Origin of the sequence: Pseudomonas syringae pv. tomato str. DC3000, assembly GCF_000007805.1 — a bacterium.
In the GTDB taxonomy this organism is placed as follows: domain Bacteria; phylum Pseudomonadota; class Gammaproteobacteria; order Pseudomonadales; family Pseudomonadaceae; genus Aquipseudomonas; species Aquipseudomonas avellanae.
This window is the reverse complement of sequence record NC_004578.1, coordinates 4,153,549-4,166,813: the sequence shown is the minus strand read 5'-3', so window position 1 is coordinate 4,166,813 and position 13,265 is coordinate 4,153,549. Positions and strand designations below refer to the sequence as shown.

Below are 13,265 nucleotides of genomic sequence, written 5' to 3'. Positions count from 1 at the left end.
GCAATATAGCGCAGCGTCAGCACCACTGTATCGTCGCGTTGAAAGCGTCATTGGGAGTGAGCGGGTTTCAACGTCCGCGTTTAAAGTACGAGGCAAATCAGACTGCTTGAGTCTTCGGGTGTTGGGGGCTGTACTATTTGCCACGCTATTGATCGGCATACGCATACGATTCTTTAGCGTGCAGAAAACAGGTATTTTCCGGTTATCTCTCGTCTGCGTGCTACGATTTCCCATTTAAGGAAGCACGGGCCTAGCCGCCTGGTCTGCTGGTGATCTGTGGCTTCAATCCAGATAACGGGCAAGCAGGAGCGAATACCGTGATGCGAAAAGTACTCTGCCCATGTCTGTGAACTCCAGCAATTGCGGTGCACCACCGGCGGTCAAGCGCCGTCGAATTCCCAAAGGCGATCTGCGCAAGGTCGAGATCATTCAGGCCGCCATGATCATCTTTGCCCGGGATGGATATGCCGGTGCCTCGTTGACGAACATCGCCAAGGTTGCAGGCATCTCTCAAGTCGGTTTGTTGCACCACTTTCCGAACAAACTTGCGCTGTTACAGGCGGTTCTTGAACATCGCGACACGTATGTTGCCTCCCGCCTGCAGGAAGCTGATCAAGACGGTTCACTGCAAGGCTTCATGTCTTTTCTGAAATTGGTCATGAGTTTCAGCATCGAAGACGCTGCGGTCAGTCAGGCGTTGATGATTATCAACACGGAAAGTCTGTCGGTCACTCACCCGGCACATCGTTGGTTCAGCGAACGTTTCGGGATTGTTCACGGTCATCTTCAGGCTCATCTGAACGCGTTGATTCAGGCCGGTGAAGTTCGATCAGACGTTGATGTAAGGCAGATCAGCCTTGAGATAGCGGCGATGATGGACGGCATGCAGATTCAGTGGCTTCGGTCGCCGGGTGATGTGCAGATCGAACAGGCATTTGCCAGATTCATCGAGCGACTGGCGCGGGATCTGACGGGGCGTCAGGCAACCATTACATGACGGCGATGCAACCGGTGGCCTTTCGACCACCGGTCACTGCTGCCTGGATGACTGCTGTTTAGTAAGCCTGCCCTGGTTGTACCTGAACTGCCTTGCGCAGGGGTATCGGCAGGGGGTTGGAATCGCGAGTGGTCAGCTGTTCCGGATAAAGAGCAACCACGGTGCGGTCGAGGGGCAGATTTTCCGAGTCCTTGCCCACCAGTACCTTGAACTTGCCAGGGTCAACCTTCCAGCTCACCGAATCGGCCGAGTAATAAGCGAACGAACGCGAATCCAGCGCAATCGTCACCGTCTTGCTTTCGCCCGGCTTCAGATAAACCTTGGAAAAGCCTTTCAGCTCCTTCTCCGGACGATCAACCTGGGGCTTGGAGGGCTGCACATAAAGCTGAGCAACTTCAAAGCCGGCCTTGTCGCCCGTGTTGGTGACCTTGAAGCTGGCCTGAAGAGTAGCGCCCGGGGCCAGTACGTTGCTCGACAGCTTCAGGTCGCTGTATTGGTAAGTGGTGTAGGACAGCCCGAAACCAAACGGGTACAGCGGTTTGGCGTGCTTCTTGTCGTAACCGCGGTAGCCCAGATACAGGCCTTCGCTGTAGGTCATTTCAGTGGGCGGGTTGGCGCTGCTGAAATAGTAAGGCACGGGGTTGGAATACGAGGCGTAGCTCGGGTTGTCCTGCGCTTTTTTATCCAGCGTGATAGGCAGCTTGCCCGATGGGTTGACCTTGCCGTACAGAATCTCGGCCAACGCCTGGCCACCTTGCTGGCCCGGGAACCAGGCGTGCAACGAAGCGGCGACCTTGTCTGCCCACGGCTGCATGTCCATACCGCCACCGCCGTGCATCACCACAATGGTTTTCGGGTTGGCTTTCTGAATGAAGCCGATCAGTTCTGACTGAAACTGTGGCAGTTCAAACGGGTGATCGAGGGACTCGCCTTCGTACTCGAAGTTGCTGCCTGCGGCCACCACTACAGCATCGTAATCGGCCAGGTTCTTCGGTGGACGCAACGACGCCCAGCTCATCTGCACGCCGTTCAAACCGCCCAGCACCGGGATGAAGTTGCCCTTCAGTCGACGATATTCCAGACGCACGTTGTACTCGGTGCCGGCTTTGAGCGTTGGCGTTTTAACGGTGCGGGGAATGACCGGAATCAAATCGAACGAGACTTGCGCACCTTCGTCCTCAAGCACCAGTTCGTCATTGATCCAGAGCTTGTAGGCACCGTCGGCACGGACCTTGAACACATGGGCGCCGGTGATCGTCGGTTTGATCTTGCCGGTGAAACGGGCGGAAAACGAACCGGCCGCAGGCGTGTAGCCGCTGACAGCAGTGGAGCCGTTATCGGTCACGTTGGTGTTGGTGGTCCAGTCCAGATTGACACCCGGCTCTATGCGGTTGGCAACCGGGTCGCCCGATAAGGTGGTGTTGGCGTAATACTCGGCTTTGACGCCTGAGTTGCTGACGGCCTGTTTGTTGTCGCCTGGCTGATACCACACTGAAGACTTCGGATTCAGGCTCATCTGTGGCAGGTAGTCGACATTCGATGCATTCGATGCCAGTTGCTTGAGCCCGCTCACTTCGGTGACATAACTGGCCGGTGCCGAGTAGGCCGTGCCGAAAGGCGCGGAGGGCGGTTGTACGGCCATGTCGCCAATGACGGCGATCTTCGCGCTTCTGGCCAGCGGCAGCAGCGGTTTCTGGCCATCTACCGGCTCATTGCGCAGCAGCACTATCGATTCGCGCGCGACGTTCAGCGCCGCCAGTTGGCCGTATTCGCGATGCTCAAGCGGCTGGGCCTTGTTGATGCCCTTGTCAAAGCCGTAGCTGACCAGAGCTCGCAGGTTGCGGCGGACCTTGTCGTCGATCACGTTCTGATGCAACTGACCGTTCCAGACGTAAGGCAGCAGCTTGGCTTCGGTAAACTGGAGCCCGCTCGGCATGTCGATATCAGTGCCTGCCCAGGCGCCCTTGAAGGCGTCCTGGACCGAGTTGAAATCGCTCATGACATTGCCCTGGAAGCCCCATTGGCCTTTCAGGATGTCAGTAATGAGATGATGATTTTCACACGCGTACTCGCCGTTGATCTTGTTGTAGCCGCACATGACCGAAGCAATATTGGCGTTCTTGACCAGCGATTCGAAGCCGGGCAGATACAACTCCTGCATCGCGCGTTCGTCGATTTTCACATCCAGATAGTGCCGATTCGCTTCCTGCTCGTTCATCAGGTAATGCTTGGCCGCGGCCTGCACGCCTTGCACCTGAATGCCGTTGGTGACTGCCGGCGCCAGGACCGCGCCGAGGAACGGATCCTCACCACTCATGTACTCGGCTGACCGCCCGTTGAACGGCGTCCGGTAAAGGTTGATGGCCGGTGAAAGCATTTGCTGGCCACCCGCGATGCGGGTTTCATAACCAATGGCCAGGCCGAATTCCTTGGCCCGGTTGATACTCCAGGTGGCCGCCAGCGCAGACGGGGAAGGGTACTGCGCGCCGAACGTCTTGCCGCCACCAGCACGCCCATCGCCGAGTCGTAGGCGACAGTGCCCTGCAGATTGAATTTATCCAGCTTGGGGATCATTCGCCCGTCGTCGACGCGCGAAAAGTTGATCTTTTCTGACTGAGTCATGTTGTCGAGCATGGCGCCTACGCGCGCCTCAACTTCATTGCCGGTCATCGGAGTCACAGCAAGCACTGTGCTCGCCTGGGCCACACTGAGCGCAAGTACGCTCAAGCCTAAGCCTTGTTTGATCATGGACACGGAGTTATTCCTTGCGTAATACCTTGGGTGAAATTCGGTGCGTCAACGACCCGATCAGGGCTTTTCGTTGCCGGCAGGGGCGTCAGCGGTGTCGATCGGAGCGTCCACAATCGTCTGTGCTCCGCTGGGTATTTTCCCCGCGGCAAGATCGGCCCCGGTGATCTGCTCGCGCTGTGTATCAACCTCCACACGGCGCTCGCTCGACGTAGCGGGCAGAGGGTTTTCCTTGTTGGCGGCTGAAACCGCGAAAGTGGTCAGGCAGGTCAGCAAAGTGGCAACTAGAGGCAGCAAGCGTCTGGCCATCGGGAGAATCTCCAAACAGAGGTATGAAACAGAGGGCATATAAGCCAGCCGCTTGTGGGCGGCTGACGGGTAGCGTTGAAAAGGGTGTGGCGAATAAAAATTACTGAGTGATAAAAATACACGAAGTCATTTTTATAATGATTGAATAACTAAATTTTAAATTTCTTATTTTGTTATTTTATTGATTTTTATGTTGTTAAATTTAAATTCTATGGCAATAAAATGCCGTTATTGCTTTATTTGAGGGAATATTTTGTCTTTTTCTTAAGCAGAATGATCGCTCTGTTTTGAGGTTTTTTGCGAACTTTTCATTGCCCGATTGGCCTCTGGCCAGCAGCGATTGCTGCCAGCGCTTGAATGCCTGCAGCCAGCGCGAGGATGTGCAGTTCGCCGGACGGGCTACTGCTAGAAGCCCTGGCACCGCCGTTCACGCCGCTACCGAGTTGTCCGGTAGCGGCGTGCTTCACGGTCAGAAACTATACTTCGCCGTCAGTGCATAGCTGCGCGGGTTGCCGTAGACGTCGGTAGAGCCCCAGACACTGCTGGCGCCAATCGCGGTGTAGTAGGTACGGTCGAAGATGTTGTTGGCGTTCAGTTGCAGGTCCAGATGCTTGTTCACCTGATACCCGGCCATCAAGTCTGCGACGGCATAACTGCCCTGTTCCAGACGGTAGCTGGCGTCGGTAAGGGCAATGTCGTTGTACAGGCGGCTCTGCCAGTAGACGTTGCCGCCAACGCGCATTTTTTCCAGTGCGCCTTGCAGGCGATAGACCGTCGAAAATTTGAACAAATGCTCAGGCGTGTCGGTGTCGAAGCGCTGATTTTCTTTCGCCGGATCGAAATCCTTGAGGTAGTGGGTGCGGGCGTAGGTGTATCCCGCCCCGACTTGCCAGTTCTCGGTCAGCGCACCCTGTAGCTCCATGTCGATGCCCTGACTGCGCACCAGGCCTGCGGCATCGTAGCAAGTGAGTACCGCGCAGCCTGCCTGGGTTGGCGCTTCGGTCTTGAGGTTTTCCTGATCGATCTGGAACACCGCAAGGCTGGCGTTGAGAGCGCCGTTGAAATACTCGCCTTTGATACCGACCTCATAGTTCTTGCCCACCACGGGGTCGAGCACTTTACCGGACAGGTCCTGATAATTCTGCGGGTTGAAGATATCGGTGTAGCTGGCGTACAGGGAGTACTGGTCATCCAGTTTGTAGATCAGGCCCGCGTAACGTGTCAGGTTGCGGGTGACCTTGAAGTCCTCGTCGCCTGAGCGGTCGTCGTAGTCGTACCAGTCCAGACGACCACCGAGAATCAGGGTCAACGGGTCCGCCAGGCTCAGGCGCGTGGTGAGGTAGATTGCGTCCTGGGTGGCGATGTTGTGAGTTTTACCGTTGCGGACAAAGTCCGGCTTCGGCGCGCCGATAGGGAGTCCGGTGTCGTAGGGGCTGTATTCCTTGCTGGTCTTGTCGTAGACGCGCCTGCTGGTGCCGACCACCACTTCATGAGTGCGGCCAAACGCTTGGACCGGGCCGCTGGCGTAGGTATCGAATGCAGCCTGCTTTTCATCGGGCCTGGACTGATAGGCCGTGGTCTCCAGCGGACCGTTGTAGCGAGAGAGGTAGGTGCCCGAGAACACGCCGTCCAGCGTGGAACTCGAGCCCGCAACGCGCAGTTTCCAGTCGTTGTCGAAACGATGTTCAAGTTCGCCGAACACGGTGTCGATCTGGATTTTCTTGTTTTCCCAGTCCGTGCCGGGGTAGGTCGAGCGGGACAGGTTCAGGTGGTGGCCATCGGCGCCAAGCGGCAGGCTGCCCCAGAAAAAGTTGGTTTGATCCTCCTGACGAGACAGGCCAAAGGTCGCCGTGGTCGCATCCGTCAGGTCGGCTTCGATTACGCCATAGAACACGCCGTGATCGCTTTTTTCCTGGTCACGGAAGCTGTGTGCATCCTGGTAGGAGCCGACTATCCGGCCACGCACCGTGCGGCTGTCGTTCAGTGGGCCGGAGGCGTCGAATACGCCACGGTAATCGTCCCAACTGCCGGCAGCGCCGGTGAGGGAGACCTGCGGATCGGCGGTCGGGCGCTTGCGCACCATATTGATAGCTGCCGATGGATTGCCAGAGCCTGTCGTCAGGCCGGTAGCGCCTCTGATCACTTCAACATGGTCGAACATGGCCAGATTGGGCTGCACGCCTGCCGTATAGCCCGAGTAGGAGGCGGGCAGGCCGTCGTACATGATGTTGTCGATGTCGAAACCGCGGGACGTGTAGGTTTGACGGCCGGGCCCGCTGGACTGATCGAGGAACAGACCGGGCGTATACCTGACCACGTCGTTGATGCTGGTCATGGCCTGATCGTCCATGCGTTGCCGGGTGACGACGGTCACCGCCTGCGGCGTTTCACGCATGGTCAGCGGCAATTTGGTAGCCGTCTGCATGGCACCCGTGGTGTAGGAACCACTGCCCTCGGTGGTGGCGCCGAGTTGGTCACTGCTGATTTCGGTAGCACCCAGTTCCATGGTCGTCGCGGGCGGTGCTTCGGCGCCCTGCGTATCGGCAGCATAAGCCGCCTGAGTGGTTGCTATCCAGATGCCCATTGTCAGCAGGGCAGGAGTGAAACGAATACGGTGTTGCGATTGTTGCCCCGGCATGAACCTGACACTCCCTCAAGCCGTCCGTGGCTGGATGATAATGATGTTGATAACTGTTCTCATTATTGTGGCAGGTTGTTTCTGCCAGAAAAAGACGCTTCGGCCAAATAGATGACGAAATTTTCACATTTGGGCGCTGCGTCGGCGAGCGCCTGGATCGCTCAGGCAGGAAACCGAGGCCGGTCTCAGGCCCTGTACGAAAAGTGGCTGCATTTAATGAGACTGCATTAAAGCCGGGCTTCAACGTGACGACTCGGTAGACGCGTTCACTGAACCAATGTCTGATGCAGTCGCAGCGGTTTTGCATTTTAAATAACGGTATTTCATCAACTACCCGTTGCGACGGAGGCAGGTTAACGTCAGTGGCGCCGTAGACGCGTACAGTGTCATCGGCAGGGTTGCGGTGGGCATCGACTGGCGCTACAGTCCGTTATCAGGGAGCCAATAGTTCAAGGAATAGATTTGAAACTTTCAATGCAGATGCTAAAGAAATCGTCTTTAATACCGTCTGACTTAACAGATACCTTGCTGTTGGTTGGAAGTGGCTGGGACGACTACTCATTCAAAACCAGTTTCACAGTCATGCACTTCGGTCCGGACGCTAAAAAAACTGAGCTTGGCACCACCAAGATTGGATATAAGGACCAGCAGCACGGATGGACGTCCGAGAAGTTTTCAACAAAAAATATAAGCCTGAGTGATGATTTTTTTTCGCTGGGTCAGGATGTCGATTTTTATAGAAAACTTCAGGGTGGTTTGTCGGCCGACGCAGCGTTGGCTGTCTTGCAGGCGCTCAAAGATGTTATCGCCGACCCCCTGCGATTGGAGGACGTTAAGAATGAGCAGGTGTTTCGCGAGTCGCTGATGCGAAATGTCAGCTGGTCTGTCATCCGTGACCAGTTCAAGCGTGTGCTGGCCGGGAAGCCAGAGCTGACAAGTTTTCATTTTAGTTACCAGACAAATGGGGATGAGCAGCGCGCGGGCGTGGACGTGTCGTTTAAAGTAACGCCCCATTCCTTGCCCTCGACGAATGTTCATGTACTCATCGGGCGGAACGGTGTAGGCAAGACAACAATATTAAATGACATGGTCGAAACCATTCTCAGCGATACCACGGGCAGACCCCATTGCGGAAAATTTTTGATCTATGATTCGCTGGGCAGTGAACCCATGCCGACGGATTATTTTAGCAGTGTTGTTTCTGTGTCTTTTAGCGCGTTTGATCCATTCTTGTTTCCTGCCGATCAACCCGATAGAAGTAAAGGTGTCGCTTATTTTTACGTGGGCATGCAATCCCCGGGGGAAGGCCCTGGTAAGCGCCCCCCGAAGACGACTGAGGCATTGACGGAAGACTTTATAACAAGTCTGGAGTCTTGCTTTAGTCAGGAAAGCAAGCGGCAAAGATGGGTGGCTGCGATCAAGCGTCTCGAATCTGACAGCAATTTCGAAGACATGGACCTGGCTCATTTAAATGAGCTTCCCACGGACGAGGCTATTGTTAAAGCGCATCGTATTTTTAGCAGGATGAGTTCAGGGCACTCCATTGTATTGTTGACATTGACAAAGCTTGTAGAGGCCGTCGAGGAAAAAACGCTTGTGCTAATGGATGAGCCTGAAAGTCATTTGCACCCCCCTTTACTGTCCGCGTTCACCCGAGCTATTTCTGACCTGCTACAAGACCGGAACGGTGTTGCAATTATCGCAACTCACTCCCCCGTGGTTGTTCAAGAGGCGCCGGGTTCTTGTGTGTGGAAGCTCACCCGACTGCGAGCTGAAGGCAGAGCTGATCGACCTGAGAGGGAAACGTTCGGTGAGAATGCGGGTGTTCTTACCCGCGAAATATTTGGCTTGGAAGTCAATAAATCGGGTTACCACGAGGTGTTACAAGAGGCTGTCAATCGTGGAGGGACATTTGAAAGTATTTTAGCCGACTATCAAGAGCAGCTCGGGTTTGAGGCACAGGCAATCTTGCGAAAGATGGTCGCCAGCAGGAGGGAGTCTTGAAAAAGCTCACAGTCCCCGCTTTTGACGCAACCGACGTGTTCGATACGTGTGTCAGCGGTCTTGATAACCCTGATTTAGCAGAAAGGTTTAAAGCTGCGCGTGATTCGATTATCGAGCTTTTTCTCGGTTATACGGAAAAAGCCAGCACGAGCGAGTTGTACTGTCTGCCGTTGAGTGCGCATGCCAAGCCGGACCAAGAGGTGGTGGCGACACTGACCAAAAAAGAGTTTATGTCGCTGTACTCGAATCAACTGTTGAATAAAGGGAAGGCGGCGCGCACGTATTACGATAAGTTAATCATCTCTGCGCCCCTTGCAAAATGCCCACTCTGTGGATTTGGTCAGGCCACGACGCTTGATCATTTTTTATCCAAAGCCAGGTACCCGGCTTACTCTATATTGCCCATTAATCTGGTGCCGGCATGCACTGATTGTAATAAGGTCAAGGGCGCCTGCGCGGTGACTGAAGCCAATCAGCAGTCTCATCTTTATTTTGAATGTGTGAGGTTCGAAAAGGAGCCTTGGGTTTTTGCAGAGCTGGTCGAGACGACGCCTCCCACTATTCGATATTTTGCAGACCCCCCTGGAGAATGGCCTGACCCGCTGAAGTTACGCGCGAAAAATCACTTCAAGAATTTGGACCTCGCGCGCCGCTTTGGTATAGAGGCCGCTGCAGAACTTTCAGGAATGATTGAAGTGCTTGACGACCTGGAGACGTGTAAGGATAGAAAGGATCACCTTAAAAGATTTGCTTCTTCCGAAAGGAAGAATAGAGCCAACCATTGGAAGGCCCCGATGTATGAGGCCCTTTCAGAAAGTCAATGGTTTCAATCAGGCGGTTACAAAAGCTATATCTGATCTGCGGCGGGGTCTTCGGCCAGGAACCAGGCGCGTAAAAAAATCGCTAGGAAAAACTTGTACAAAAATTTACATTGGTACAACTTTATTGGCGCGGACGCCACCATGACCCAATCCCACCAACTCCATCTCGTTCTAGGCGATCAGCTCTCCTTCGAGCTGGCCTCCCTGCAGAACCTGAACCCCGAGCACGCAACGGTCCTGCTGGTCGAGGTGATGGAGGAGGCGAGTCATGTGCCGCATCATCCACAGAAAATCGCGTTGATCTTCAGCGCCATGCGTCATTTTGCCGAGGCGTTGCGCGAGCGTGGGGTTCGGGTGCAGTACGTGACGCTCGATGATGCGCAAAACACAGGCTCGGTGCCGGGCGAATTGCGTCGCTGGCAGGCCTTGTTGAACGCTGAGCAATTGCACATCACCGAGTGCGGCGACTGGCGGTTGGAGCAGTCGATCAAGGACGGTGGGCTGCCGATTCAGTGGTATGCCGATACGCGCTTTCTTTGTTCCCGTGATGAGTTCGCGGCAAGGGCGCACGGTAAAAAGCAGTTGCGCATGGAGTTTTTCTACCGGGAGATGCGGCGCAAAAGCAGGTTGCTATTGAACGGTGACGGTACGCCGGTCGGCGGTGCCTGGAACTTCGATGCCGAGAACCGCAAGGCGCTGCCCAAGGGCGTGGCCGCGCCGTACCCGATGCGCTTTTCGGCAGATGCGATCACTCGCGACGTGCTGACGCTGGTGGCGGAGCGTTTCGCCAGCCACTATGGCTCGCTGGATACCTTCGACTACCCCGTCACGCAGGCGGATGCTCAGGCGTTGTGGGAGTATTTTCTGGATTTTGGTCTGGCGGGTTTCGGCGATTATCAAGACGCGATGGCCACCGATGAGCCTTTTCTGTTTCATGCGCGCATCAGCGCGGCGCTGAACATCGGGCTGCTGGACTTGCGCCAGATTTGCAGCGATGTCGAGTCCGCGTATTGGTCGGGCAGGGTGGCGCTGAATGCCGCCGAAGGGTTTATCCGCCAATTGATTGGCTGGCGCGAATACGTGCGTGGCGTCTACTGGTTGAAGATGCCTGACTACGCCAGCGGCAACCTGTTTGGCAACAGCCGGCCGCTCCCGGAGTTTTACTGGACCGGTGAAACGAAGATGAACTGCATGAGCCAGGCGATCGGCCAGAGCCTGAAACATGCCTATGCCCATCATATTCAGCGCCTGATGGTGACCGGCAACTTTGCCTTGCTCGCCGGTATCGTGCCGGAGCAGATCTGCGAGTGGTACCTGGCAATCTACATGGACGCGTTCGACTGGGTCGAACTGCCCAACACGCTGGGCATGGTCATGCACGCCGATGGCGGCTATCTGGGCTCCAAGCCTTATTGTGCCAGTGGTCAGTACATCAAGCGCATGTCTGATTACTGCCGTGGCTGCGCCTATAAGGTAACTGAAAGCACGACCGACGATGCCTGTCCGTTCAACGCGCTCTACTGGCATTTCCTGATGCGTCACAGCGACCAGTTACGTCGTAACCAGCGCATGGGCATGATCTACAAGAACCTTGATCGCATGGCCGAGGCCAAGCAACAGGCGCTGTGGGAGCGCGGCGAGCACTTGCTGGCCAGGCTCGACGCAGGAGAGGCGCTTTGAAAAAGAGCGAGCTGCCGGTCAAAACGTGCGTGGTTTGCGGGTTGCCGTTCACCTGGCGCAAGAAGTGGGCGCGTTGCTGGGATGAGGTTCGTTACTGCTCGGAGCGCTGTCGTCGCAACAAGTCGTCAACGGGCGGATAAGGTTTTCAACATATTTCGAAATGAAACGCGCTGAACTATCGCTTCGCTAGCATGATCCTCTTCTATGCGCAGTCAGCGCGACCCCGACAGGCCAGTGCATGTGCACTGAGCACCGATCCAGGGGCGCCGAACGATAAGGAGCCGTTATGACCGTCACCACCCATCCCGTCTACCGCTGCACACCAGGGCCGCTGCACGCGACCCTGCTCGCAGGCACCGTCCCGCTGTTTCTCGGTGCATTGCTGAGTGATATCGCCTACTACCAGACTTTCCAGATCCAATGGAGCAATTTTGCCGCCTGGCTGATTGCCGCAGGCTTGCTGTTCTGCGGGCTGGCGCTGCTGTTTGCGCTGGTAAACCTGATCCGTGCCGATCACAAGGCGGGCCGTCCTGTAGCGTACTTCCTGCTGTTGCTGGTCACTTGGGTGCTGGGCCTGGTCAACGCATTCGAGCATGCAAAAGATGCCTGGGCGGTTATGCCTTCGGGTCTGGTGCTGTCGGTGGTGGTCACCGTATTGGCGTGTGTCGCAACATGGACAGGGCTGACCAGCCTGCGTTCGGGAGGTGCACAATGAGACAGGCCCACGCATTGACTGCATTGAGTATGGCGCTGTTGTTGAGCGCGTGTGGTGGCGAAGCGGACAGCACTCAGGCGCGGGGCCCGGCCCCGAAACTGCCCGAGCCGCAACGTGGCCTGTTGCCGAGCATGAAGATTGCCGAGCCTGTCGCATGGGGCGATCAAAAACCGACTGTGCCTGACGGGTTCAGCGTGACTGCGATTGCGACCGACCTGAGCATTCCTCGTCAATCGATCGTTCTGCCCAATGGCGATATTCTCATTGCAGAAGGTCGCGGCGGTAGTGCAGCCAAGCTCAAGCCGAAGGATGTCATCGCCAGCGTCATCAAGGCGCAGGGCAACACCAAGGTCAAAGGCGGCAACCGCCTGACGCTGCTGCGTGATGCGGATGGCGACGGCAAATACGAACTGAAGACAGTTTTTGCCGAGAACCTCAATGCGCCTTATGGTCTGGCGTTTGCAAATGGCAAGTTGTACGTAGCCAATCAGGATGCGCTGGTCAGCTTCGATTATCAGGACGGCCAGACCAAGGCCAGCGGCGAGCCGGCCAAGGTGACGGACCTGCCGTCGGCGATCAACCACCACTGGACCAAGGCGCTGACCGTCAGCCCGGACGGGCGTTTTCTGTACGTCGGCATCGGCTCGAACAGTAACGTGACCGAGCGCGGTATGGAGGTCGAGATCGATCGTGCCATGGTCTGGCAGATCGATGCTGTGACGGGTGCGCACAAGCCGTATGCGACCGGCTTGCGTAACCCGACCGCATTGGCCATTCAGCCGGGTACCGGGCAGTTGTGGACAGTGGTCAACGAGCGTGACGAACTGGGTCCTGACCTGGTCCCGGATTACCTGACGTCGGTGAAAGAGGGCGCCTTTTACGGCTGGCCTTACAGCTATTGGGGCCAGAACGTGGATTCACGTGCCCAGCCGCAAAATCCGGCCAAAGTCGCAGCCGCGATCAAGCCTGATTACAGCCTGGGCTCGCACGTTGCCGCGCTGGGCGTGTCGTTCTCCATGCCGGCCATGGGTGACAAGTTTGCCGACGGCGTCTTTGTCGGTGAGCACGGCAGCTGGAACCGCGACAACCCGGTCGGTTACAAGGTGATTTTCGTACCGTTCGCCAATGGACGCCCGGCCGGTGAGCCAGTGGACTTTGCCACGGGCTTCCGTGGTGCCGATGGCAAGACTCGCGGTCGGCCAGTGGGCGTCACGGTTGATCCGAAAGGCGCGCTCATCATCGCCGACGACCTGGCAAACACCGTCTGGAGGGTGACGCGTAACAAATAGCCGGGCCTACGCCTATCGTGCGACGCTCTGCGTCGCATGCCGTTCCGGACGCTCTGCGTCCTCT

General features: G+C 56.3%; 9 protein-coding genes and 1 pseudogene. 7 read left to right on the top strand and 3 right to left on the bottom strand.

What is annotated here, in order from left to right; all coding sequences use genetic code 11:
- Window positions 1-340 precede the first annotated feature (340 nt).
- Window positions 341-997 carry a TetR/AcrR family transcriptional regulator gene (locus PSPTO_RS19105; RefSeq protein ID WP_005770794.1) on the top strand — a complete coding sequence of 219 codons (657 nt, stop codon included), beginning with the start codon at window positions 341-343 and terminating at the stop codon, window positions 995-997.
- Between the two features lie 58 nt (window positions 998-1,055).
- Here PSPTO_RS19105 and PSPTO_RS19100 read toward each other — a convergent pair.
- The 3 genes and pseudogenes from PSPTO_RS19100 to PSPTO_RS19090 form a co-directional block, all read right to left on the bottom strand.
- Window positions 1,056-3,745: pseudogene (locus PSPTO_RS19100) on the bottom strand (glycoside hydrolase family 3 C-terminal domain-containing protein).
- 60 nt (window positions 3,746-3,805) lie between these two features.
- On the bottom strand, window positions 3,806-4,054 hold the full coding sequence (locus PSPTO_RS19095; protein ID WP_046463305.1) for a hypothetical protein: 249 nt from the start codon (window positions 4,052-4,054) through the stop codon (window positions 3,806-3,808).
- Window positions 4,055-4,523: 469 nt separating this feature from the next.
- Window positions 4,524-6,692 (bottom strand): TonB-dependent siderophore receptor, encoded by a 2,169-nt coding sequence (locus tag PSPTO_RS19090; protein ID WP_011104677.1) that lies wholly within the window; start codon window positions 6,690-6,692, stop codon window positions 4,524-4,526.
- A 462-nt stretch (window positions 6,693-7,154) separates the two neighbouring features.
- Here PSPTO_RS19090 and PSPTO_RS19085 point away from each other — a divergent pair, with 462 nt between their 5' ends.
- From PSPTO_RS19085 to PSPTO_RS19060, 6 genes are all read left to right on the top strand, one after another.
- Window positions 7,155-8,696 (top strand): AAA family ATPase, encoded by a 1,542-nt coding sequence (locus PSPTO_RS19085; protein WP_011104676.1) that lies wholly within the window; start codon window positions 7,155-7,157, stop codon window positions 8,694-8,696.
- On the top strand, window positions 8,693-9,553 hold the full coding sequence (locus PSPTO_RS19080) for an HNH endonuclease (RefSeq protein WP_005770800.1): 861 nt from the start codon (window positions 8,693-8,695) through the stop codon (window positions 9,551-9,553). The genes PSPTO_RS19085 and PSPTO_RS19080 overlap by 4 nt, the downstream gene beginning before the upstream one ends.
- A gap of 105 nt (window positions 9,554-9,658) precedes the next feature.
- A complete protein-coding gene (locus tag PSPTO_RS19075; RefSeq protein ID WP_011104675.1) occupies window positions 9,659-11,197 on the top strand; it encodes a cryptochrome/photolyase family protein in 1,539 nt (512 codons plus the stop codon).
- Window positions 11,194-11,337 carry a DUF2256 domain-containing protein gene (locus PSPTO_RS19070; protein WP_003376191.1) on the top strand — a complete coding sequence of 48 codons (144 nt, stop codon included), beginning with the start codon at window positions 11,194-11,196 and terminating at the stop codon, window positions 11,335-11,337. Before PSPTO_RS19075 ends, PSPTO_RS19070 begins: the two co-directional genes overlap by 4 nt.
- Window positions 11,338-11,483: 146 nt before the next feature.
- The gene (locus PSPTO_RS19065) at window positions 11,484-11,912 is read left to right on the top strand and encodes a DUF2231 domain-containing protein (protein ID WP_005765365.1); all 429 of its coding nucleotides are present in this window, start codon (window positions 11,484-11,486) and stop codon (window positions 11,910-11,912) included.
- Window positions 11,909-13,201: a PQQ-dependent sugar dehydrogenase gene (locus PSPTO_RS19060; protein WP_011104674.1), complete on the top strand. Its 1,293-nt coding sequence runs from the start codon at window positions 11,909-11,911 to the stop codon at window positions 13,199-13,201. Before PSPTO_RS19065 ends, PSPTO_RS19060 begins: the two co-directional genes overlap by 4 nt.
- Window positions 13,202-13,265 lie beyond the last annotated feature (64 nt).

Bases quoted from the DNA above. Each gene is read 5' to 3' on its own strand.
- PSPTO_RS19075 (WP_011104675.1), top strand. From the start codon at position 9,659: ATGACCCAATCCCACCAACTCCATCTCGTTCTAGGCGATCAGCTCTCC.
- PSPTO_RS19090 (WP_011104677.1), bottom strand. From the start codon at position 6,692: ATGCCGGGGCAACAATCGCAACACCGTATTCGTTTCACTCCTGCCCTG.
- PSPTO_RS19065 (WP_005765365.1), top strand. From the start codon at position 11,484: ATGACCGTCACCACCCATCCCGTCTACCGCTGCACACCAGGGCCGCTG.
- PSPTO_RS19095 (WP_046463305.1), bottom strand. From the start codon at position 4,054: ATGGCCAGACGCTTGCTGCCTCTAGTTGCCACTTTGCTGACCTGCCTG.
- PSPTO_RS19105 (WP_005770794.1), top strand. From the start codon at position 341: ATGTCTGTGAACTCCAGCAATTGCGGTGCACCACCGGCGGTCAAGCGC.
- PSPTO_RS19060 (WP_011104674.1), top strand. From the start codon at position 11,909: ATGAGACAGGCCCACGCATTGACTGCATTGAGTATGGCGCTGTTGTTG.